Source organism: Ruegeria sp. BG10 (genome assembly GCF_056538575.1).
In genome coordinates, this window is sequence record NZ_JBQFTI010000001.1 from 109,194 (window position 1) to 132,434 (window position 23,241).

The 23,241-nt window shown below is 61.4% G+C and carries 21 protein-coding genes; 14 read left to right on the forward strand and 7 right to left on the reverse strand.

Translation table 11 applies throughout. The features are described from left to right. Positions 1-48: 48 nt before the first annotated feature. Positions 49-1,029 carry an arginase family protein gene (locus ACR0D8_RS00530; protein ID WP_480643929.1) on the forward strand — a complete coding sequence of 327 codons (981 nt, stop codon included), beginning with the start codon at positions 49-51 and terminating at the stop codon, positions 1,027-1,029. Here ACR0D8_RS00530 and ACR0D8_RS00535 read toward each other — a convergent pair. Together ACR0D8_RS00535 and ACR0D8_RS00540 are read right to left on the reverse strand one after the other, a co-directional pair. Further along, positions 1,026-1,997, reverse strand: a complete 972-nt coding sequence (locus ACR0D8_RS00535) for an agmatinase (RefSeq protein WP_480643930.1) — start codon at positions 1,995-1,997, stop codon at positions 1,026-1,028. The two genes, ACR0D8_RS00530 and ACR0D8_RS00535, sit on opposite strands and share 4 nt — an antisense overlap. Before the next feature lie 74 nt (positions 1,998-2,071). Beyond that, positions 2,072-3,592: a trimethylamine methyltransferase family protein gene (locus ACR0D8_RS00540; RefSeq protein ID WP_480643931.1), complete on the reverse strand. Its 1,521-nt coding sequence runs from the start codon at positions 3,590-3,592 to the stop codon at positions 2,072-2,074. 184 nt (positions 3,593-3,776) lie between these two features. Between ACR0D8_RS00540 and ACR0D8_RS00545 the strand changes: the two genes are divergently transcribed. Further along, positions 3,777-6,212, forward strand: a complete 2,436-nt coding sequence (locus ACR0D8_RS00545; RefSeq protein WP_480643933.1) for a GcvT family protein — start codon at positions 3,777-3,779, stop codon at positions 6,210-6,212. A 90-nt stretch (positions 6,213-6,302) separates the two neighbouring features. Further along, a complete protein-coding gene (locus ACR0D8_RS00550) occupies positions 6,303-7,274 on the forward strand; it encodes a LysR family transcriptional regulator (protein WP_480643935.1) in 972 nt (323 codons plus the stop codon). Here the strand turns inward: ACR0D8_RS00550 and ACR0D8_RS00555 are convergent. Then, positions 7,271-8,296: a LacI family DNA-binding transcriptional regulator gene (locus ACR0D8_RS00555; RefSeq protein ID WP_480643936.1), complete on the reverse strand. Its 1,026-nt coding sequence runs from the start codon at positions 8,294-8,296 to the stop codon at positions 7,271-7,273. The genes ACR0D8_RS00550 and ACR0D8_RS00555 overlap by 4 nt on opposite strands. A 137-nt stretch (positions 8,297-8,433) precedes the next feature. Between ACR0D8_RS00555 and ACR0D8_RS00560 the strand changes: the two genes are divergently transcribed. The 11 genes from ACR0D8_RS00560 (at position 8,434) to ACR0D8_RS00610 (ending at position 17,470) form a co-directional block, all read left to right on the forward strand. Next, on the forward strand, positions 8,434-8,619 hold the full coding sequence (locus ACR0D8_RS00560) for a hypothetical protein (RefSeq protein WP_171126139.1): 186 nt from the start codon (positions 8,434-8,436) through the stop codon (positions 8,617-8,619). Between the two features lie 24 nt (positions 8,620-8,643). After that, a complete protein-coding gene (locus ACR0D8_RS00565; RefSeq protein ID WP_480643938.1) occupies positions 8,644-9,789 on the forward strand; it encodes a TRAP transporter substrate-binding protein in 1,146 nt (381 codons plus the stop codon). Positions 9,790-9,905: 116 nt separating this feature from the next. Further along, positions 9,906-10,418, forward strand: coding sequence for a TRAP transporter small permease (locus tag ACR0D8_RS00570; protein ID WP_480643940.1), 513 nt, complete (start codon positions 9,906-9,908; stop codon positions 10,416-10,418). A gap of 11 nt (positions 10,419-10,429) precedes the next feature. Continuing rightward, on the forward strand, positions 10,430-11,758 hold the full coding sequence (locus ACR0D8_RS00575) for a TRAP transporter large permease (RefSeq protein ID WP_480643942.1): 1,329 nt from the start codon (positions 10,430-10,432) through the stop codon (positions 11,756-11,758). 12 nt (positions 11,759-11,770) lie between these two features. Continuing rightward, positions 11,771-13,078: a histidinol dehydrogenase gene (gene hisD / locus ACR0D8_RS00580; protein ID WP_480643943.1), complete on the forward strand. Its 1,308-nt coding sequence runs from the start codon at positions 11,771-11,773 to the stop codon at positions 13,076-13,078. After that, positions 13,071-13,832 carry an SDR family NAD(P)-dependent oxidoreductase gene (locus ACR0D8_RS00585; protein ID WP_480643945.1) on the forward strand — a complete coding sequence of 254 codons (762 nt, stop codon included), beginning with the start codon at positions 13,071-13,073 and terminating at the stop codon, positions 13,830-13,832. The genes hisD and ACR0D8_RS00585 overlap by 8 nt, the downstream gene beginning before the upstream one ends. Next, on the forward strand, positions 13,829-14,809 hold the full coding sequence (locus tag ACR0D8_RS00590; RefSeq protein ID WP_480643946.1) for a zinc-dependent alcohol dehydrogenase: 981 nt from the start codon (positions 13,829-13,831) through the stop codon (positions 14,807-14,809). Before ACR0D8_RS00585 ends, ACR0D8_RS00590 begins: the two co-directional genes overlap by 4 nt. Before the next feature lie 23 nt (positions 14,810-14,832). Further along, positions 14,833-15,243, forward strand: a complete 411-nt coding sequence (locus ACR0D8_RS00595) for a universal stress protein (protein ID WP_475158074.1) — start codon at positions 14,833-14,835, stop codon at positions 15,241-15,243. Between the two features lie 48 nt (positions 15,244-15,291). Further along, positions 15,292-15,798 carry a sulfopyruvate decarboxylase subunit alpha gene (gene comD, locus ACR0D8_RS00600; RefSeq protein ID WP_475158075.1) on the forward strand — a complete coding sequence of 169 codons (507 nt, stop codon included), beginning with the start codon at positions 15,292-15,294 and terminating at the stop codon, positions 15,796-15,798. After that, positions 15,795-16,352, forward strand: coding sequence for a sulfopyruvate decarboxylase subunit beta (gene comE / locus ACR0D8_RS00605; RefSeq protein WP_480643949.1), 558 nt, complete (start codon positions 15,795-15,797; stop codon positions 16,350-16,352). Before comD ends, comE begins: the two co-directional genes overlap by 4 nt. Beyond that, positions 16,349-17,470 (forward strand): alpha-hydroxy acid oxidase, encoded by a 1,122-nt coding sequence (locus tag ACR0D8_RS00610; protein ID WP_480643951.1) that lies wholly within the window; start codon positions 16,349-16,351, stop codon positions 17,468-17,470. The genes comE and ACR0D8_RS00610 overlap by 4 nt, the downstream gene beginning before the upstream one ends. 3 nt (positions 17,471-17,473) lie before the next feature. Here ACR0D8_RS00610 and ACR0D8_RS00615 read toward each other — a convergent pair whose 3' ends face one another. The 4 genes from ACR0D8_RS00615 to ACR0D8_RS00630 are packed head-to-tail and all read right to left on the reverse strand — an operon-like array spanning position 17,474 to position 23,035. After that, positions 17,474-18,214 (reverse strand): maleate cis-trans isomerase family protein, encoded by a 741-nt coding sequence (locus ACR0D8_RS00615; RefSeq protein ID WP_480643952.1) that lies wholly within the window; start codon positions 18,212-18,214, stop codon positions 17,474-17,476. Next, positions 18,211-19,293 carry a pyridoxal phosphate-dependent aminotransferase gene (locus ACR0D8_RS00620; RefSeq protein ID WP_480643954.1) on the reverse strand — a complete coding sequence of 361 codons (1,083 nt, stop codon included), beginning with the start codon at positions 19,291-19,293 and terminating at the stop codon, positions 18,211-18,213. The genes ACR0D8_RS00615 and ACR0D8_RS00620 overlap by 4 nt, the downstream gene beginning before the upstream one ends. Next, positions 19,290-20,939, reverse strand: coding sequence for a hydantoinase B/oxoprolinase family protein (locus ACR0D8_RS00625; protein ID WP_480643955.1), 1,650 nt, complete (start codon positions 20,937-20,939; stop codon positions 19,290-19,292). Before ACR0D8_RS00625 ends, ACR0D8_RS00620 begins: the two co-directional genes overlap by 4 nt. After that, positions 20,936-23,035, reverse strand: a complete 2,100-nt coding sequence (locus tag ACR0D8_RS00630; protein WP_480643957.1) for a hydantoinase/oxoprolinase family protein — start codon at positions 23,033-23,035, stop codon at positions 20,936-20,938. The genes ACR0D8_RS00625 and ACR0D8_RS00630 overlap by 4 nt, the downstream gene beginning before the upstream one ends. Positions 23,036-23,241: the final 206 nt, after the last annotated feature.

The window sequence follows — 23,241 nt, forward strand, 5'->3', positions numbered from 1 at the left end:
TCCGCCTCCGGTTCCGACCGGGGGCGTTTTCTTTGAACGAGAGACTTCATGACAGACCGCTATGAACAGTCCATGATGGACAACCTTTACTGGTGGGGTGTGCCCACCTTGTTCCGGTGCCCCAATGTCGGACCCCGGGATCAGGATATTGCCCTGGTCGGCGTGCCACATTCGACGGGTAACGGCACCACCGAACGGGACCAGCATCTGGGACCGCGCGCCCTGCGCCACGTTTCCGCAGTTCAGCGCCGTGTGCATTCGGTTTTTGAGATCGATCCCTGGAGCCGCGCGCGCATCGCCGACGTGGGCGACGTGCCCTTTCCGCGCGCCAACGACAATGAGGACTGCATCGAGCGTATCACCGCCTTTTACAACGACATCGACGCGGCCGGTGCGCGCCCTGTCTCGGTCGGCGGCGATCACTCTATAACGGGTGGGATCGTGCAGGCGCTGGGCCGGGGCAAGCTGGCGGGTGGTGAACCGATCAGCTTTCTGCATCTAGATGCCCACACGGATGTATTCACCAAGGTCGATCATTTTCTGGGCGCCAAAAAGTCAGCCGCCCATTGGGGGGCCTATCTGGCCGATCAGGGGCAGGTCGACCCGAGGCGATCCATGCAGATCGGGCTGCGGGGACATCCGCGCAGTCTGGACTGGCTGCAACCTTCCTACGATTACGGCTATAACATCGTCACCATGCGCGAATTCCGTCAGCGCGGTCTGGAAGATGTTGTGGCCCAGACAAAAAAGGTGCTGGGCGACCGCCCGGTCTATATCACCTTCGATCTGGATTGCCTCGACCCCACTGTTGCGCCGGCCGTGTCCAATCTGGAACCCGGCGAGAAGGGGTTTGATATTGACGAAGCCGTCGGCATCCTGAGGGCTGCGCGCGGGCTGAACATCGTGGGCGGAGACGTGGTTTGCATGATGCCAACCAAAGACAGCCCCAACAACATCACCGCGCTGACGGCGGCGGCGGTGATGTTCGAAATGATCTCGATGATCGCCGAGAATGTGGCCCCCGGCTAGGCGCGTCGCGCGTCAACGGCCTGTGCCAGAACGCAGAGCAATTCGAACATCAGCGAGATACCCAGCCACGCCGTGCCCCCGTTTGGATCGAACGGGGGCGAGACCTCGACCAGATCGGCGCCAACCAGGTTCACACCGGACATCTGGCGAATGACCTGCTGCGCCTGAAAGCTGTTGGGTCCACCGATTTCCGGGGTGCCGGTGCCGGGCGCGTAGGTCGGATCGACAAAATCTATGTCATAGGTGCAATAGGTGGGCGCCGAGCCCACGATGCCGCGCACCTCAGCCATGACGTCGTCAATACCCCGGTCGAACAATTCCTCGATGCGGATGATGCGGATGCCCTGCGCCTCGCCCCATTCGATGTCCTCGGTGTTGTAGGCGGTGCCGCGAATGCCGACCTGAACAAAGCGTTTGGGGTCGACCAGCCCTTCCTCGACTGCACGGCGGAACGGGGTACCGTGCGTGAATTTGTGACCGCCGAAATAGCTGTCGAACAGATCGGTGTGACTGTCGAACTGGATCAGGCCCAGCGGGCCGGAGGCGGCCAGAGCCCGCAGAACCGGCAGGGTTGTCAGGTGATCCCCACCAGCCGTCAGCGGAGCAATGCCACGTTGGTTCAGTTCGGTGTAGAACGCGGTGACCCGGTTCAGCGTATCCGCGATATCGACCGGATTGGGTGCGACATCCCCCAGATCGGCGCAGTTTACCATCGCGAACGGCGCCACACCCGTGACCGGGTTCATTGCCCGGATCATGGTGGAAAAGTCGCGCAACTGACGTGGTCCGTGCCGCGCGCCGGGGCGGTTGGTGGTGCCCCCGTCCCACGGAATGCCCACGAGGCCCAGCTCAACCTCGGCGATGCGCTCATGTTCCAGCGTCAGGCTGGGCAGGCGCATGAAGGTGGGGATGCCGGCGAACCGGGCAAGCTCCATCGCCGAGACCGGCTGAAAAAACGAATTGGTCATGAGTTCCCCATCGTTAGAAGTATTGCCGGGCGAGCCTAGCGGCAGATCGGCGGCTTGGGAATGCTCGGACCCGATTAGTCCAGGATGCGGAAGCGGGCGCGGATTTCGGCATCCTGCGCATCGGTCAGGTATTTTGGGCGATGCGCGCTTAAAATCTCCTTGGCCCGAGCCCGCGCCGCGGACCATGCGTCGGTTGCGCCCTCCATTTCCCAGGTGCGCGGTTCGTTTCTGTCTGCAAGCACGGGATAGAAGTAATCCCGTTCCATCGCTGCATAGGTATGCGCGCTGCCCAGAAAATGACCGTCACCCAGAACCGACTGGCAGATCGCGTCAAAGCCCAGATTTTCATCGGTCACTTCGATACCGCGCAGCGCCCGGTAAGTGTGCGAATGCATTTCGTTATCCAGAACGAACGCTTCAAAGCTGGCGCCCAGCAGCGACGCCGTCATGCCCGAACTTTCATAGATCAGGTTACCCCCGGCCAAAGCGGCGGCAAGTGAGGTCATGCCCTTTTCGACGCCATATTGCGCATCGATGGCCTTGGCGTCGGTCATTGAAGAGGCAACGCCCGAAGGCAGGCCCAGCCAATTGTTGATCTGCGCGGACGCCGCGTTCAGAACCGCGGTTTCTCCGCTGCCGCCGGCGAAGGATCCGGTGCGCAGGTCGACGATGAAAGGCCAGTTGGAAAACACCATCGGAAAGCCGGGACGGATCGTGTTGACCATGACAAGGCTGGCCAGTGTTTCGGCCAGCGACTGCGCAAGAAATCCGGCCAGCGTCGCAGGCGCCGTCGCCCCTGCCTGTGCGGCGGTGATGCAGGACATGGGGATATTGTGGGCGACGCACTCATAGACGACATCCACTGCGTCCTCACCGTAGCGCAGTGGAGAGATCACAGGGCTGATATGGGCCTTCAGGAACGGCCGCTTAGCGAACTCACCCGGTCCGCCCGCCACGATGTCCAGCATTTCAACGATGGGCGCGACATGTCCGGCCAGCGTAAAGGATGTGGCCACAGGTTTGGTCGTATTGCGTATCAGGGCGTAGACCGTGTTGACGTCTAGATCCAGCACATCGGGCAGGTCGGTCGCCACGCAGCAGCGCGTGAACCAGCTGACATTGGCCAGCGTATCCTGCAACCGGGTAAAGTCGTGCAGATCAGCCAATGTCGACGGACGGTAACGCCCGCTGTCGATGTCCAGCGTCTGCACCGCCGCCCCTCCGGTGCCGAAAAACACCCGATCGCCGCCCACTTCGATCGAACGGCTTTCGTCCCTGCCGTGGAACACAAAGGTTTTGGCGGCCGACCTGACCGCGTTCTCAACCATCTCGCGCGGGAAAACCAGCCGGTCCTTCTGGCCCTTTTGCGCGCCTGCCGCTGTAAGGTCGGCGGCCAGCCGGTCGGGGATGTCGCCCATGCCAAGGGTTGCCAGCAGCCGCAGAGCGGTGTCGTAGATCCTCTCAATATCGGATTGTGTCAGCGGTTTGTACGCGCCGCCCGTCTGTCCGGGCGGGCAGGGGTCGACAACTGGTTTGGCTGCGCGTTGCGCGTGCCGGGCCCGCCGGCCGCTGCGTCTGGCACCTTCGGATGGCATCCGATCCCTTTCCCGCAATTCCCTGCCAGCACCGTAAGGGGCAGACTGCGCCCGTCGCAAAGCCGAACTTAGATTTTCAAAATCTTCAATCGCAGTTTCGATTTTTCAAAACAGGTGACTGCCCGGTTGTCGCGCCGTCCCGGAATTCCGCAAGACTTGGCGCAGGGTCAAAGGGAGCAGCGTAATGAAATCGCGCACCAAAGTTGTTGTGATCGGGGGCGGCATCGCCGGGTGTTCGACGCTGTACCACCTGACACAGGAAGGGTGGACGGATGTGGTGCTGGTCGAGCGGAATGAACTGACCTCGGGCACGACCTGGCATTCAGCCGCACAGGTGACGAATTTCGGCACGAACCAGACGATGGTGGGGCTGAAATCGCACTCGATCCGGTTGTACAAGGAACTTGCCGACGACCCGGACTATCCGATCAACTACCATCACGGTGACGGCGGCATTCGTCTGGCCAATACCGAAGCGCAGATGCAGGGGTATCGCCATTTCGCCTCGATGGCGCGCGGGATGGATGTGCATTTCGAAGTCATAGACGCCGACGAATGCGCGCGCCGCCACCCGCTGATCTCGACCGAAAACCTGATCGGTGGGCTGTGGGATCCGCTGGATGGCGATATCGACCCGGCGCAGCTGTGCCAGGCACTGGCGCGCCGGGCGCGCAAGGCCGGGGCCGAGGTTTATCGCAACACACCTGTAACCGCCCTGACGCAGCACGGCGACGAAACCTGGACCGTTCACACCGAACACGGTGACATCGACTGCGATATTGTGGTGAACGCTTGTGGTTACAGGGTCAACGAGGTCGGCGCGATGATGGGCGTGCACCACCCGGTCGCGTCGATGGAGCATCAGTATTTCCTGACCGAAGAAATCCCTGCGATCCGGGATGCGGGACACCGGATGCCGCTGCTGCGCTGTCCGATCAGTGACTATTACTGCCGCCAAGAAAAGAACGGGTTGTTGCTGGGCTTCTATGAGCAGGATTGCAAGACCTGGGGCATGGACGGGATCGACCCGAACTTTGTCAACGCCTTGTGCCCGGATGATCTGGATCGGGTGACCGATGTGCTCGAAGGTGCGTTTGCCCGCATGCCCGCTTTGATGGAGGTCGGGGTCCATACGATTGTCAACGGACCGATCACCTATACTATTGACGGGGCGCCTTTGGTCGGACCGATCCCCGGTAAACGCAATGCGTTCTGCATCATCGGGCTGCGTGCGGGGCTGGGCGAAGGGGGCGGCCACGGCTGGCTGCTGGCCCAGCAGATCGTGCACGGAGAGGCGTGTTATGACACCTGGTGTCTGGACCCGCGCCGGTTCACAGGCCATGCGAACGTGGAACTGACGGCGCTGAAGGCGATCGAGGATTACCAGAACGAATTCCGCTTTCACTTCCCCCACGAACACCGCCCGGCCGGACGGCCGGCCAAAACCACGCCCCTGACACCTGTACTGGCCGCCGAGGGTGCAGAGTTCACCGTGGTCAACGGTTGGGAACGGGTGGAATACATCAAGCCCGAACCTGAGTTTTCACACACGCTCAGTTTCGATTTTGACGAAACATTTGACCTGATCGCGGCTGAGGTCGCGCAGGTTCAGACGGGCGTCGGACTGGCAGAGGTCAACGGGTTCAACCGGATTGAGATCGCCGGCGCGGACCGTCATGCCTTTCTGGACCGGATGTTCTGCGGTGCTGTCAACCGGCGCGAGGGCCGGGTGGGGCTGGGCTATTTGCTGAACCATCACGGCATGGTCAAAGCCGAAGCAACTATAGCCAACCTGCCCGCCAGCGACAGGGGCCCTGCTCGCCTATGGTACGGTTCGGCCGCTGCCAGCGAGTTTCACGACATGGACTGGCTGACCCAGCATCTGCGGGCCGATGAGGATGTGGAGCTGCGCAATCTGACCAACGATCAGACCATTCTGGTCCTCGCTGGTCCAAAGGCGCGCGACGTGCTGGCAGCGTGCGCGCGGGGGGACTGGTCTTCGGACGCGTTCCCGTGGCTGAGCGTGCGGGAATGTTTCGTCGGCATAGCACCGGTAACGGTAATGGGCGTCAGTTTCTCGGGTGAGCTGGCCTATGAGGTTCATGTTCCAAACGCCTCGCTCTACGCGGCCTACCTTGCATTGCGTGAGGCCGGCGCGGCACACGGGTTGAATCTGTTCGGAGCCCGCGCGATTGAGTCCATGCGGATGGAGAAGAGCTTTCTGCACTGGAAAGCAGATCTGATTACCGAATTTGACCCGTTCGAGACCGGGTTGGATAAGTTCGTGAAACTGGACAAGGCGGATTTCGTCGGTCGCGATGCGCTGCTGAAACGTCAGGCCGACGGGCCGAGGAAAATACTGGTCCCCTTGCAGATAGACACGATCAAACGTCCTGTGCATGCAGGGGCGTCCCTGATGCAAGGCGCGCGCGTGGTGGGCACGGTCACGTCCGGTGACTGGGGGCATCGCACCGGCCTGAACCTGGCGCATGCGTTTGTCGATCCCGAACTGGCCAACATCGGCACCCAGATGGAACTGGACAGTTGCGGAGACCGGGTGCGTGCAACGGTCATCGCGCCCTCGCCATATGATCCGTCGTTTGAACGGATTAGGGCCTAGGCCCGCCCCGGCGGATCAACTTGCCCATTGCCGTCACGGGAATTTTTTGCTTCGATTGTTTCGAAGTTATCGAAACAATCGGTGCGTGCGGTGTCAAAATCTCTGAGCCTTCGGTGGCTGGAAGTGTTCCGGCTGGTTGCCAAGTCGGGGTCGATCCAGCAGGTCGCCTCGGAAACGGGGCTGTCGATCAGCACCGTCTCGAACCATCTGCGCAGTCTGGAATCCGCGCTGGGCATCGAACTGGTGGATCACGGACGACGCCCGATGGGCCTGACGCCGGCAGGTGAGGTCTTCGCGCGCTATGTGCGTGACGGGCTGACCGTGCTCAAACGCGGCGAGGCCGAGATCCGTTCGGGAAACTGGCGGCATGCTACGGATCTGCGACTGGCTCTGATCGACGATTTCGACAACCAGATTGCCCCCGACCTGTTCCGGTTTCTGGCCCAGGCGTTGCCGCGGTGTAATTTCCGCCATTTTACGCGCCCAAGTCACGAGATCATCGCCAAGCTGCAAGAGCATAAATTGGACGCCGGGGTCGCCACACGCCCGTCGGAACGGACCGAAGGGCTGATCGAATACCCGCTGATGCGCGACCCATTCATCGTCATTTTGCCCAACACTTTCACAGGCGCGCCCGAAGACCTGTTTACCCCGGATGCTGAACTGCCCCTGCTGCGGTATTCACGCGACTACATGATCGGCAAACAGATCGAAATTCAGCTGACGCGCAGCAAATACAACCTGCCCAACCGGTTCGAGTTGGAATGCAATCAGTCGATCATCGGTCTGGTCGCCGAGGGCAGCGGATGGGCGATCACGACGGCGGCATGCTTTCACCGCGCCCAAAGGTTTCACGACAGCGTCAAGGCGATGCCGTTTCCGGGCCGGAACTTTGTCAGAACCGTTTCGCTGTTCACGACCGAAGTTTACCCGGAAACCACCTCGGCCCTGATCCAGAAAGTTATGGGGAAACTGATCCGGCAGCATTTTACCGGTCCGATGTGCGCCACGCATACCTGGCTGAAAGATGATTTTCGCACCATGGATGCCGAGGCCGCCTAGGGCTGCGCCGGCGGGCCAAGGGATTGCCGTTCGACGATGTTTGTGGCCAGCCTGCTTCCTGCGCCGCGCGTCTGGTTCTCGACCATCTCAACCAGCTCCAGCGCGGCTTTCCGGCCCATTTCACGGTGCGGAACATGCACGGTGGTCAGGGCCGGACTGGCGATCCGGGCCAGTTCGATGTCGTCAAACCCGGTGATGGACACGTCTTTAGGCACCCGCAGCCCCATCTCGTGCGCGCGGCGTACTGCCCCGACAGCAAGAACATCGTTGCCGCACAGGACCGCTGTCGGCGGAGTGTCCTGCGACATGAGCCGAGAAAACGCTTCGGCGCCGTTTTCAATCTCGTACGGAGTTTCGATGATCGACAATCCCGATGGCGGCAGATCGTTTTGCCGGGCGGCCTCGCGAATACCTTCGATCCGCAGGCGCGCCCGGTCATTGCCCGTGCTGACGCCGGAAATGATCCCGATCTGCCTGTGGCCCAGCTCGATCACACGGCTGGCCAGTTCGAACATCGCCGCGCGGTTGTCGAACCCGATGGAGGGGACCTGCGCATCCGGCAGATACGACCACGCAACCAGCACCGGGACTTTCTGACGTTCCAGATAGTCATAGATTTGCGGATCACGATCATGTCCGATCAGCAGCAGCCCGTCCGCGCCGCGCGCCACCAGTGTTCGAATCTGTTCCTGCTCAATGTCGGGTTTATAAGCCGAGCTTGAAACCAGAAGCGTATAGCCATGTTGGTGCAGCTCTTCCTGAAACGCCTGCAGACCACGGGCAAAAATCGCGTTCTCCATGGTGGGGATGATCGCGCCGATTGTCGATGTCCGTTTGGCGGCCATGACCCGGGCGGCAAAGTTCGGCGTGTAACCCAGCGCGTCCACAGCTGAAAGAACGCGCTGACGCGTTGCGTCGACAACCCGGTCGGGATTGTTAAGGCAGCGCGATACTGTGGCTGTCGAAACACCCGCCATCTTGGCCACGTCATCCAGAGTGGGCGCTGATCGAAGTTTCGACATTCTCAAACCCGCAATTCGCTTTTGCCAATAAGTGTAAACTCAACCAGGTGCCAAGGAAAGCAGATATGTAAGCGCTTGCATTTTCCATGTAAGCGCTTACAAATGAGATTGGGCCGAATCCAAAGGGAGTCCGGGAAATGTTTCTGACCGCATCCATCATCGTGTTCGTCATCTACTTTGCGAACGTGGCTTTGGGTGCCTTTGCGGGCAGCGCATTTCTGGGGGACGTCGGTGAGATGTTGGTCCTGTTCGCGGCGTCGATCCTGTTCGTTGTCGCAATTCTGAAAAAGGAGGCCGACCGCGACGCAGAAAGCGACGGCTGAATTTTTTGCTTGGGAGGGCACTAGATGAACAACGACAGAAATGAACTGGCGTCGGAAGAACGGCGCAATTTCCTGAAGCTCAGCGCCGGCGGCGCATTCACCGCCGCATTGGTGGCCGGGGCGGGCGGAATGCTGTGGTCGTCCGAGGCCGCAGCGCAGACCGCCAAGGAAGAGCGCGAGCGTGAAAATGCGGCCGAGCATGTCATGACGATCGCTACCGCCTATGTGCTGGGTGCGTCGCGCAGCTATCCGATCATGCAACTGGATCTGAAGGAAAACATCCAGAATGCGACCAACGGCAAGGTCTATGTCAAGCTGGCCCCCGGCGGACAGTTGGGCGCGGGCGGGGCGCTTGTTCAAAAGGTGCAGGGCGGAACCATTCAGGCCGCACAGCATTCGCTGTCCAATTTCGCGCCGTTTGCTTCGACCGTTGATCTGATCAACATGCCGTATCTGTGCGGCTCGAACCAGCGTTTCACCAACCTCGTGCACTCGGACGCCTGGCAGAATGAAGTGCATCCCAAGGTCGAGGCCGCGGGATTCAAGGCACTGTTTTACGTGGTGATCGACCCGCGTGTGGTCGCGGTGCGTCAGGGTGGCAATCCCATCGTCACCCCGGGCGACATGAGCGGTGTAAAATTCCGCGTGCCGGGGTCCAAGATGCTGCAGCAATATTACCGGATGGTTGGCGCAAACCCGACGCCGGTGGCATGGGGTGAAACACCTTCAGCGATCAAACAGGGTGTCGCGGATGCGCTGGATCCGTCGGTCGGCGCGCTGTTCGTCTTTGGTTTCAAGGACATCCTCAGCCACGTGACCTTTACGCAGGCGGTGCCGGACAGCCAGGTCTATTCCTGTAACCTTGAATGGTTCAATTCGATGCCCGCCGATGTGCAGGAAGGCATCATGTGGGGCTCGGAAATGACCAGCCACCAGAACCTCTCCAAGGTGCCTTCGGCCCGTGCCTATGCGATGGCCGAGCTGAACAAGGCCGGTGTGCAGTTCCAGTCGCTGACCGATGATCAGCTTGCGGAATGGCAGGATCTGGGCGGGTACCAGCGGTCGGAATGGGATCCGTTCAAGACGGAACTGGCCGGTTCGATGGACAATTTTGAAAAGCTGGTCGAAGCGGCCGGAACACAGGGCAAGTATTACGTCCACGACGCCTGATGCTTGCATCCGCGGGCGCTGCTGGACCGGCGCCCGGTTTTTACCACTGACAGTCAGGCCTGAAAGGGCCCGAACCAGAAGGCCCGCGCCTGGCTGTTTTACCGCCGAGGAAAGTGATGACCGTTCTTCAAAACATAGACCGAAACGCCGAGCGCTGGTTGCTGCTGGTGTTCTACGTGATGCTGGTCATCACCATGGCCATCGAGGTCCTGCGTCGCGAGATATTTGCGTTTTCCTCGATCTGGGGCGAGGAAATCGTCCGTTACTCCTTTATCTACCTGGCCTGGATCGGGGCGGCTGCGGCGGTCAAGGAACGCGCGCATATCCGCATCGACGTGATCATGCATTACCTGGGGCCGCGCACCAAGGCGGTGCTGTACATCTTCGGCGATCTGGTGATGTTCGTCGTGGCGATCATCGCGCTTTATTGGTCGTATGAGGCGGTGCATGTCTCGGCCAAGTTCGGGTCGGTGACGGACGGTTTGCGGGTGTCCAAGGTCTGGTTCCTGATGGCCGTTCCGACCGGTTTTGCGCTGATGATCTGGCGGCTGATCCAGTCTTTCCTGCGTGATCTGAAATCCCTTCGTGACGGCACCCCCGTCTTCGAAGGCGACAAGCTGTTTGACTGAGGAGAAACAGGATGCTCTGGGGTTCCCTCAATCAAACCGTTGAGCTGGGCTGGGATTTCTACCTGCCCGTGATCATGTTCGTGGGCCTGATCGCGCTGGCGGTCCCGGTCTGGGCCGCCATCGGTTCCGCCGCGATCGTGATGCTGATCATGTCGGGCGACCTGCCGCTCAGCCTGGTGGGCGAAAGCCTGTTCACCGGCATCGACGCATTCGCCCTGACCGCCGTGCCGCTGTTTATCCTGACCGGAGACGTCCTGGTGCGCACGGGGCTGTCGCGAAAATTTCTGGACGTGGCCGAGGCGCTGACCTGTTTCGCCAAAGGCGGGTTCGGCTCGGCGACCGTTCTGGTCTGCGGCATGTTCGCGGCGATTTCGGGCTCGGACGCGGCGGGGGCCGCCGCCGTGGGACGCATGACCATCAACCGGCTGGTCGAGAGCGGTTACCCGCGCCCCTATGCCTGTGCCCTGGTGGCCGCAGGTGCATGTACCGGCATCCTGATCCCGCCCTCCATCGCCTATATCATCATCGGGCTGGTGCTGGGCATTTCCGCCTCGACCCTGTTCCTTGCGGCGCTGATCCCGGGGCTGGCCATTCTGGTCTCGATCCTGATCACCAACATCATCATGAACCGCATCTACGCCTATGAGGGCGGCGGCATGATGACGATGGGCGAGTGGCTGGCCAATCTGGGCAAGGCGCTGAAATCCGGCTGGTATGCGTTCATCGTGCCCGGCATCATTTTCTACGGCATCTTCTCGGGCCGCCTGACCCCGACTGAAGCGGGCGCAACCGCTGTGGTCGTCACCATCATCATGGGGTTCATCCTGCGCACGCTGACACTGGCCGATTTTCCCTCGATGCTGGTCAGTTCCGCCAAGGTGAACGGTGTGATCCTACCGATCATCGCCTTTTCGGCACCGCTGGCCGAGGCGCTTGCGATCATGGGCGTGCCGCAGGGGTTCGTCGCCTCGGTCACTGCCATGACAGACGACCCGCTTTTGCTGATCCTCTTGATGATCGGCATCCTGATTGCCGCCGGTTGCGTGATGGAGACGACGCCGAACATTGTGATCCTCGCCCCGATCCTGAAGCCGCTGGCCGACAATATCGGAATGAACGAGATCCAGTTCTGCATAATGATGATCACCGCGCTGGGCGTGGGCTTTATCACACCGCCGCTGGGCCTGAACCTGTTTGTCGTTTCCGGCATCACCGGTGAATCGATCCTGAAAATTGCCGCCCGAGCTGTGCCGTTCGTACTGACCATGCTGATCGTGGTTATACTGATCGCCTATGTCCCGGCAGTTTCGACTACGCTGCTTCCTGAAATCTACCAATAGGACCCGCTGAATATGCCGCGCGAGTATCTGAAAAAAGCAACGCTGACCCCGCAAACCCATGCCTCAGAGGTACATGAGACGGTCAAGACCATCCTCGGCGATATCGAGATCGGTGGCGACGCCAAAGCGCTGGAATACGCCACCAAGTTCGACAAGTACGAAGGCAACGTGTTGTTGACCCAGACCGAGATCGACGCCGCCATTGCGCTGGTTCCGGAAAAGCTGAAGGCTGATATCCGTTTTGCCCATGACAATGTCCGCCGGTTCGCGGAAACCCAGAAGGCAACGGTGTCTGACGTGCAGATGGAAATCGTTCCGGGTTTTGTCGCCGGTCAAAAGGCGATCCCGGTGGATGCGGCGGGCTGTTATGTGCCGGGCGGACGTTACAGTCATATCGCCAGCGCGATCATGACGGTGACCACCGCCAAGGTTGCAGGATGCCGCCACATCACTGCCTGCTCGCCACCGCGTCCGGGCGAGGGCGTTGCGCCGGCGATCGTCTATGCCGCGCATATCTGCGGGGCCGACAGCATTCTGGCGATGGGCGGCGTGCAGGGCGTGGCCGCGATGACCTTTGGCCTGTTCGGCCTGCCGCGCGCGAATATCCTGGTGGGCCCCGGCAACCAGTTCGTGGCCGAAGCCAAGCGCATCCTCTACGGCAAGGTGGGCATCGATATGATCGCGGGTCCGACCGACAGCCTGATCCTTGCGGACGGCACCTCGGATGCGCTTGTGGTTGCGACAGATTTGGTCAGCCAGGCGGAACACGGATATAACTCACCCGTCTGGCTTGTGACGGATGACCGCGGTCTGGCGCAGAAGGTCATGGAGCTTGTTCCGGTCCTGATCGCGGACCTTCCTGAACTGAACCGCGAAAATGCCTCGGCCGCGTGGCGCGACTATGCCGAGGTGATCGTCTGCTCGGATCGTGAGGAAATGGCGGCGTGTTCAGACGAATACGCGCCGGAACACCTGACAGTTCAGGCCGAGGATCTGGATTGGTGGCTGGATCGGCTGACCTGCTATGGTTCGCTGTTTCTGGGCGAAGAGACAACCGTATCTTACGGCGACAAGGCAACGGGCACCAACCATGTGCTGCCGACCTCCGGCGCAGCCAGCTATACCGGCGGGCTGAGCGTTCACAAGTATATGAAGATCGTCACCTGGCAACGGGCGACACGGGAGGGGTCGAAGCCCGTCGCGGTGGCCACCGCCCGCATTTCGCGGCTTGAAGGGATGGAAGGGCACGCGCGGGCCGCAGATGTCCGTCTGGCCAAGTATTTCCCCGATGAACAGTTTGACCTGACCGCAGATGGATGACCCCCGAACCCTGTTTGATCTGTCGGGGCGGGTTGCATGCGTTACCGGGGCCAGTTCCGGCCTTGGCCGGCGTGTGGCTGCTGTGCTGGCCCGGGCCGGTGCAAAAGTGGTCGGCGTCGCGCGCCGCGAGGCTGCCTTGTTGGATCTGCGGGACGAGATCGGCGGAAACGCCGCCATGGTCGTCGGCGACGTGGCCGACCGGGCGCAGTTCGGGTCACTGACCAGTGAGGTGGCGGCCAAATTCGGCGCCCCCGACATCGTCGTGCACGCGGCCGGGATCAATACCCGCCAGGCGGCGGACGACGTGACGCCCGACGGCTGGGATGCCACGCTGGCCCTGAACTTGAGCGCGCCGTTCTTTCTGAGCCAGGCCATGGTCCCGGCGATGAAAGAGCGCGGCTGGGGGCGGATCGTGAACTTTGCCTCGTTGCAGACCACGCGGGCCTTTCCGGACGGCATCGCCTATGGCGCGACCAAGGGCGGGATCGGCCAGTTGACCCGTGCGATGGCCGAAGCATGGTCGCGGTTTGGTATCACGGCCAATGCGATAGGGCCGGGGTTCTTCCCCACCGAGTTGACGCAGGCCGTCTTTGACGACCCGGAACGCGCGGCCCGCAACGCGGCGCAGACCTGCATCCGGCGCAACGGTCGGATGAAAGATATCGACGGACCGATCCTGTTTTTGTGCTCGGAAGCCTCGGATTACGTCACCGGGCAGATCCTGATGGTCGACGGAGGGTTCACCGCAAAATGAAAGCGTTGGTCTACGAAGGTGTCGAACAGGTGGTCTTCCGGGATGTGCCCGATGCCACACCGCATGCGGCCGAACACCTCATCCGCATCGAAGCTGTCGGAATATGCGGGTCGGATATGCATGCCTATCTGGGCCATGACGCCCGCCGGCCCGCGCCCTTGATCCTTGGTCACGAAGCGGCCGGAGTGATCGTCGGCGGCCCGCGGGACGGTGACCGGGTGACGATCAACCCGCTGGTAACCTGCGGTAAGTGCAGTGCCTGCGCCACAGGACGCGAAAACCTGTGCCCGCACCGGCAGATCATCTCGATGCCGCCGCGGGAAGGGGCATTTGCCCAATATGTCGCCATGCCGGATGCCAATCTCGTCACGGTGCCGGAACACGTTCCCTTTGCGCAGGCCGCCCTTGCCGAACCTCTGGCCGTCAGTTGGCACGCAGCCCGTTTGGGGCTTGAGGCGCTGCACCCCGGCATGGACAGAAAAGCTCTTGTCATCGGGGGCGGTGCGATCGGTGTGGCGGCCGCGCTGGCCCTGTTCGCGGCAGGTGTAGACGACGTCGTGATCGTTGAACCCAGCGATGCGCGCCGCACGTATCTTCAAGCTGCCGGATCTTTCAACGTCCTTCGTGAAACTACCGATACATTTCCTCTGGTGGTGGACGCGGTCGGGTATTCGGCGACCCGGGCGACGGCGTCTGCGCGGGTTCAGCCGGGCGGCGTGATCGCGCATGTCGGGCTTGGCGAGGATGCCGGAGGGCTGGATATCCGTCGTATGACCTTGCAGGAGATCACATTTATCGGCACCTATACGTATACGGCCGAAGATTTCAGGCAGACCGCACAGGCCATTTTTGATGGCCGTCTCGGCAGGCTGGACTGGATTGAGGAACGGGCGTTGTCCGATGGGGCCGACGCGTTTCGCGACTTGCGGCGCGGTGCGGTAGCGGCCCCAAAGATCGTCCTCAGGCCGTGGGCTTAGACCCGGCAGAAACGGAGGTATTCATGTATAAGAAAATTCTTGTTCCCATGGCGCTGGATCACGGTATTTCGCAGCACACGCTGCAAGTGGCACGCGCATTGTCCGCAGAGGAAACCGAAATCGTCGCACTTCACGTCTATGAGATGCCACAGGGATCGGTCAGCGCCTATCTCGACAAGGATGTGGTGGCCGAAGGGTTTCGCGCCGCCCGCAACTTGTTGCGCGACAAGGTTTCCGAACTGGAAGGCGTCAAACCCGAAATTGTCAAAGGGCACACCGCCCGCACCATCATCGACTATGCCAACATCAACAATTTCGACTGCATAGTCATCGGCTCGCACAAGCCCGGTCTCAGCGATTATTTTCTGGGATCCACCGCATCGCGGGTCGTTCGCTATGCCTCTTGCGCTGTGCACGTACACCGCAGGGCTTAACCCGTCACTCGCGCTTTCGGCGCCCCAAACAGGACTGACAGACCGGACATGAATATCGACAAAAAGATCACTGACGATCTGGTCGCCAACGACATATCGTTCGTGACCACGGTGCCGTGCAAGCAACTGGCCGGCGTGATCGAGGAAATCGACGCGCGCGACGGCATTTATCATATCCCTTCGAATAAAGAGGACGAAGGGATGGGTCTGTGCGCGGGTGCGTGGATGGGCGGCAAACGCCCGGCCATCATCATGCAGAACACGGCCATCGGCGTGACGATCAACACGCTGGCCACACTGATCCAGTATTACCGGATGCCGCTGCCAATGCTGATTTCGTATCGCGGAGAGCTGCGCGAGCCCATCGCCTGTCAGGTGGAAATGGCCGTGCACACCAAGGCGCTGCTGGCGCAACTGAACATCCCGACCTACCACTTCCACCACAGGGAAGATGTCGAGGAACTGGATGCGATCCTGAAATACACGTTCATGTGCAACAAGCCGGTCGCCATCCTGACCGACGCCAATTTCTGGGGAGGCTATGGCGACCAATGATCCGTTCTGAAATCCTGAAGGAAATCGCCCCGATCCTGCGTGATCAACTGGTGGTCTGCAATATCGGCATCCCCAGCCAGGAACTGCATGCCATCGACGACCAGCCGACCAATTTCTACATGCTGGGCACCATGGGTCTGGCCTCGTCCATCGGGCTTGGACTGGCGTTGTCTCAGCCCAAACCGGTGATTGTGATTGACGGCGACGGCTCGGTTCTGACCAATCTGGGTACTTTGCCGACCATCGCCAACAACGTGGCGGACAATTACATCCTGCTGATCGTCGACAATGGCTCCTACGGCTCGACCGGGGATCAGCCGACTTATGCGGGGCAGAAAACATCGTTGGCGAAGATGGCCGAGGCGGCCGGGTGCGAACGCGTGATCGAATGTCAGGCCGAGGATACCGGACGTGTTCTGCAAGAGGCGCTGGACGCCCGTCAGATGACCATCATCGTCAGCAAGTGTGAAAGCGGTAATGCCAAGATGCCGCCGATCACGATGGACCCGGTGGCGATCCGCGACCGCTTCATGAAGGCCGTTCAGGCCGGATGAGGTCATCCGCCATCCACAGCGCTGAGGATGCCCGGCGCATTGCGCGGCGGCATCTGCCGTGGATGGTGTTCGACTATATCGACGGTGCTGCGGGTGCCGGGGTTGGCGCGGCCCGCAACCGGGCGGCACTGGACGCGATGACCCTGCCGCCCCGCATCTTGCGGGATGTCAGCAAACGATCCCTCGCAACGGATTTGTTCGGCAAACCCGCTCAGCGTCCCTTTGGCGTTGCGCCGATGGGGATGTGCAATCTGTCCGCGCCCGGGGCCGATCTGATGCTGGCGCGCGTCGCGGCGCAGTATTCGGTTCCGCTGGGTGTCTCTACTGTTGCTTCCACACCATTGGAAAAGCTGATCGAAACGGCCGAGGGCCATGCCTGGTTTCAGCTCTATTTCAGCGGAGACGGCGCAGGCACTTTCAAGTTGGCCGATCGGGCGCAGGCCGCGGGGTACGAGAACTTGGTTCTGACCGTGGACGTGCCCGAAGTGGGCCGCCGTCCGCGTGAGCTGCGTCATGGGTTCAAGATGCCTTTCCGAATAGGTCCGCGTCAGTTTGTGGACTTTGCCCTGCATCCAAGGTGGTCGCTGGCAACATTGCTGAGCGGGAAACCTCAGATGGCGAATTTCCTGATGGACGGTTACGACTTTGACCGCACGGAAAGCCGTGCGCGGGCGACATGGGAAACACTGGCCCGCTTGCGCGACCGATGGAGCGGAAAGCTGGTCGTCAAGGGTGTTCTGGATTCCGCGGACGCGCTGGCGGTCAAGGCGGCCGGGGCGGACGCTGTTCAGGTCTCAAGCCACGGCGCGCGGCAACTGGACAGTGCCCCTGCGGCGTTCCAGGCGTTGCAGGAGATCCGCGCAGCCGTTGGGGACGGTTACCCGGTCTTCTATGACAGCGGCCTTCGGTCCGGCGAAGACGCTGTCAAAGCCCTGATCAGCGGCGCGGATTTCGTGTTCTTCGGCCGCATCCTGCAATTCGCCATGGCAGCTGCAGGGGAAAGGGGTTTGCAGCAGCTCTGGGATGTCCTGAGTGAGGAATTCAGCATCACAATGGCGCAGATCGGTGTAACCTCCGTCGATCAGCTCAACGCAGGTCTGGTTGAACCGGCCAAGTAGCAATCACCTCGGCTGTTCCAGCAACTGCCCGAATCCTTTGATCGGCTCACCTATGCCAAGCAGTTGCAGCGCCTGAAACAGCATTGCCTGATTTGAACTGATCACGGGTTTCCCGACCGCGTTTTCCAGACGCTCCAGCGTCTCGACGCTGCGCATATCCGTACAGGACAGTACCAGCGCGTCCGCCTTCGGGTGATCTGCCGCCAGGCCAAGCCTGAATACCGCATCCGGGTCCAGCGCGCCCTGTCCGGTATTGTCCAGTGTTTCGCTGGTTTCGGATCGCCGGATCGTTTCAAACCCCAGATCAGCAAGGAACCTGATAGCCATGTCGTTAATGGCAGGCACATAGGGTGAGGCAAACCCGATGCGTTCCGCGCCGAGTGTGGTCAAGGCATGGACAAGCGCTCCGGCCGCGGTCACCGTTCCTGCCCCGCTTTGTGCGCCGATCCGATCGGCCAGTGCCCGGTCAAATTCGGGGCCGTGGGTGAGTGTGGCCGACGTGCAGCCATACAGGATGACATCCGGCTTTGCGCCGGCCAGCAATTGCAAGGGATCGTCCAGGTTTACGGCCCCCAAACCATGCATCTGGGATTCGTCGGGGATTTCATCCTCATCATATCCACCCAGCCGCGCCACATGGACCGAAACGCCATGGGGCTGCATCAGGGTCAAATCCGGTTCAAGGTTCGTGTTGGTGAAAGGCACCAAAACGCCAAGCCGGGCGCGGCCTCGTGACTGGCTCATGGCTGTGTCTCCTCTTTCCATTGTCTGAGAAGGGTCAGGGCCTTGCCCATGGCCTCCTTGGGGCCGACGGTCATTCTCAGGCAATGCGCAAGCGCCGCCCCGCCCTGAGGACGCAAGAACACCCCGTTCGATCGCAGCGCCCTGTCCGCACTTTGCGCCGCTTCGGCGCTGCCCATGCCCAGCAACAGAAAGTTTGTGAAACTGGGATAGACGTGAAACCCCGCGCTGGCCAATCTCCTTGCGGCTTGATCCCGCAGACGGGCGGTCATCGCGCATGTTTCGCGCATGTAATCGTCATCCCGGGCGGCTGCGGCTGCGGCCATCTGTGCGCTTGCCGGGATGTTGTTGGGGTTCATGACCTTGCGCAATTCGGCGGCTATCGCTGGCGGAAACAGCCCCCAGCCAACGCGGAACCCGGCCATGCCATAGGCTTTGGAAAATGTCCGCAGAACCACCGTGTTTCCGTCGGCAACCATATCAAAGCATCGTTCGTTCAGATGGTCGGCAAATTCACCATAAGCTTCGTCAACGACAAGCAGAATATCCGGTCGCAGCCTCAGACGCAGGCGGGTGATTTCGGATTTCGGTATGCGCGTGCCCGTCGGGTTGCCGGGGTTGGCGACGAATACAAGCCCGGTATCCGCCCGAACCGCTCCGAGCAGCGCGTCGACATTGACGACGGCGTCCGTTTCCGCCGCGATGTCGAACCGGGCATCCGCCAACTGGGCCGCTGTGCGGAAGAACGGATAGGCATGGGCCGGGGCAAGAACCGCGCGGTTCGGACCGGCAAACACCCGCGCAAGGCAGCCGATCAAATCCAGCGATCCACTGCCGCATAAAATGCATCCGGCGTCCAGATCGTGCAGGTCAGCCAGCGCATGGCGCAGCTCGGTCCAGTTCGGATCAGGGTAGAGCATCGACGCCCCCAACGCCTTCGCCGCCGCATCCAGCGCCCTGGGGCTTGGCGGACGCAGGCTTTCATTTTGCGACAGCGATATCAGGGGTTTCCCTTCGGGCGCGCTCAGTTCCGCCAGCGCGTAAGGGGACATTTGCGCGATGTGAGGAAGCGGGGTGGTCATTTCAACCTCTCATACAGGGTTCTGGCGGCTTCTTCGCTGACAAGGCCAGACCGGATGTCGTCCTGAACAGCGCGTTGCGCCCGCTCACCGGGCGGGCCGAACCCGCCGCCGCCCGGAGTCTCAAAGACCAAGGTTTCCCCGGCCCGGATCCGCACCTCGCCTTTCCCGGGCAGAATGTGCCCTCCGGGGTCGACCGTAATACAGCCGGGTGCGCCGTCATGCCCGCCGTCGCGCCCGGCGGCGGGGTTTCTGATCCGCTCGACCGACAGAAACAGCATCAGATCCTGATCCTTCGAGGCGCTCAGTTCGATGCGTTGCCCCAGGCCGCCCCGGAACCGGCCTGCGCCGCCGGAATCCAGCCTCATTTCGCGGCGGTGAAACAGGACCGGGGCGACCGCCTCGGTGGTTTCGACCTGGCTGCCCCAGACGCCGCTGGGAAAGGCCGTGGCGGACAGCCCGTCCAGCCTGGGCCGGGCACCGGTGCCGCCGTTGAACACAAGCTCCAGCGCGAAAAGGTCGTCGCCCCTGTCGATGGCCTCGGGTGCGTGGCGCAGGGGCAGGTCATACATGCAGGACGCGCCTTCGGCCGGCACCTTCCCGGGCAGCGCCTTTGACAAACAGCCATAAACCAAATCGGGGGTCATCTGACCCAGCGTATGGCGCATGGCGACCGGTGCGGGTGGTTGCGCATTCAGGATACACCCCTCGGGGCCGGTCACCCGAAACGGCTCCAGCGACCCCGCGTTGTTCGGGATGTCTGCCCCGATGATGCAGCGCAACGCGAAAACCGAATAGGCGGTCGCGTAGTTCAGCGGGACATTGATCCCCTTGCCGACACAGGCTGCGGTGCCGTCGAAATCCAGCAACAGGTGATCATCGGCAATGGTCAGCGCGGCATGCAGTTCAATGTCCTGATCATATCCATCCACTTTCAGCACATGGCGCCACGTGCCCTTGGGCAGGTTGGCGATGGCTTCCAGAGTTCCCTGCGTGGATGTCCGGATGATGTAGTCGGACAATGCCTGCAAGTCGGCTATGCCGAATTCCCGCATCATCTGGGACAACCGGACCGACCCGGCCTCGCAGCATGCGATAAGGGCGTAAATGTCGCCTTCATTGGCGATGGGCTCGCGCGAGTTGGCCTTGATGATCTCCAGCAGCAGGTCATTGACCTCGCCCTCGCTGACCAGCTTGCAGGGCGGGATCAGCAGCCCTTCGTCATAAATGTCCGATCCTTCCGGCCCCATGCCAAGCCCGCCGAGATCGACCAGATGGGATGTGCAGGCGGTAAACCCGATGAGGGTATCGTGGTGAAAAACCGGCATCATCAGCAGAAAGTCATTCAGATGCCCCGAAGCGATCCAGGGGTCGTTCGTCATGTAGATATCGCCGGGCTTCATGGCACCCGGATCAAACCGGGACCGCAAAGATTTCACCGCTTCGGCCATGGTGTTGATGTGCCCGGGCGTGCCGGTCACCGCCTGCGCCAGCATCCGACCCTGTGCGTCGAATATTCCGGCTGAGATGTCGCCGCACTCGCGCACGATCGGGCTGAACGCCGCCCGGATCAGCGCCTGCCCCTGTTCTTCCACCACGGCCAGCAGCCGGTTCCACATTACCTGCAGGCGTGAATCTGAAGGGATCATCTCTGCGCCTCCTCTTGCCGTGTCAGCCAGATATTGCCCTGACTGTCCACGGATCCGTTGAAATCGGCGCTGACAAGGGTTGTGGTTTGCGCCTCGACTATCAGGGCCGGCCCCTCGAACGCCGCGCCCGGTTTCAGCTCGGCGCGGCTGAACACATCGGCGGTTCGCCAATCCCCACTGACGTCGCACAGAATTCGGCGTTTTGCCGCCGGCTTGGCACGATAGGCAGAGGGCGTGCCCGTACAGGCCGCGTGCGGCGGCGGGTCGGATGACACGGACAAACCCCAATTCAGGATCTCTACGGTCATACCCGGCACGACCCGGCTGAACTGCCGACTGTATTCCGCTTCGAAAGCGGTTCTCAAAACATCCACATCCGAAGTGTTCAGTGCCCGGTCGGGCAGGCGGATTTCGATCTCATGACCCTGACCGTGATACCGCATATAGGCGATCCGCCGTTGCCGCAGCGGACCTTCCGGGGCGCCTGCCCGAACAACCTGTTCGGCTTCGGACTGCATTCCGGCGAAAAATCTGTTCAACCCGTCGATATCCAGACTGTCCAGCCTGGCATAGCGCGACCGTATGACCTCGTAGGAAACAGGCGCATACAGAAACCCGACCGCCGACCCGACGCCAGGGTCTTGTGGGATCAGGACCCGCTGCATCTGCGCGCGCCGCGCGACCCTTGTGGCGTGAAGCGGGCCGTTGCCGCCAAAGGCGATCATCACCCGGTTGCCCAAATCCTTGCCGGATTCGACTGCGTGCATGCGGCCCGCGCTCGCCATGCTTTCGTCAACGATTTCACTGACCGCAAACGCCGCCTGATCGGGCCGAAGGTCAAGCGGTTCAGCGATGTCGCGGGTCAAAGCCTCTTGGGCGGCACCGGGGTCCAGTTGAAGCCGACCTTCGGCAAACAGCCCCGGTTCGATAAGGCCCAGCGTCAGGTCGGAATCCGTAATGGTTGGCCGGTCGCCGCCCTTACCAAAAGCAGCAGGGCCGGGGTCTGATCCGGCGCTGTGCGGTCCCACCTGAATACGGCGCAAACGGTCAACGCTGGCGATAGAGCCGCCCCCGGCCCCGATTTCAATCATCTCGATCACCGGAATTCGCACCGGCATTCCCGACCCTTTGATGAAACGCTCGGCCCTGGAAATCTCGAACTTGCGCGCTGTTTGCGGACGGTAGTCGTCAATCAGGCAAAGCTTGGCGGTCGTGCCGCCCATATCAAACGACAGGACGTCCTTTTCGCCGGTGGCCTGCGCGATGCGGGCAGCAAGAACTGCGCCTCCGGCCGGGCCGGATTCGACCAGCCGGATCGGCAACCGGGCGGCGGTTTCAAGCGTGGTCATGCCCCCGCCGGCAGTCATCATCAGGATCGGGCAGGTCAGTCCCATCTGCCGGAACCGCGCTTCGAAATCCCGCAGATACCCGGCCATGAGGGGCTGCACATAGGCATTGGCGATTGTGGTGCAGAGCCTGTCGAACTCGCGCGCCTCGGGGCTGACCTCGTGACTTAGTGAGATGACCAGACCGGGCATCTGCCGGTTCAACAGATCCCGCAGCTTTAACTCATGTGCCGGATTGGCGTAGGCATGCAGCAGGCAGATGGCCACGGCATCCACTTTCTGCGCTTTCAGCGTGGCCACAATCGGTGCAATGTCCGTTTCATCCAGCGGCTCAAGCTCTTGACCGCCTGCATCCATGCGCCCGCCGACGGTCAGCGAAAGCGCGCGCGGCACGATCAGGTCGGGCTTTACCAGATCAATCGCGTATTGGCTGTAGCGTCGCTCATAGGCGATTTCGAGAATGTCCCGAAACCCGCGGGTCGTGATGGTGGCCGTCGCGGCGCCCCGACGCTCTATCAGTGCATTGGTCGCCAGCGTCGTGCCATGGATGAAACCGCTGAGCTGCGACCACTCAGCGCCTGCGGTTTCCAGCACATGCACGGCACCTTCCAGAGCGCCGAGGGCCGGGCGCTGCGGTGTCGTCGGGGTTTTGGTCGTCGCCACGACCTGCGATGCGCGGTTCAGAAGAACAGTGTCGGTAAACGTACCGCCGATGTCGATTGCCAGACGCAATCCTTCATTTTGGATCATTTGGGTATCAGCCTGAAGGAATGGAACAAACCCGGGGACGGGTTGGATGAGAACTGTCCGCTCTCAGCCGGTCAGGCGACCAGATCGCACCCGGTATCGCGACGCATCGTAGGTTTGCGAAGGCTGGCTGACAAAACCGCAGCTCCCCATTGTTGGCTGGAATGACTTTGAGTGAATCTCAGCCCGTCCGTCAACCGTTCTGTCTC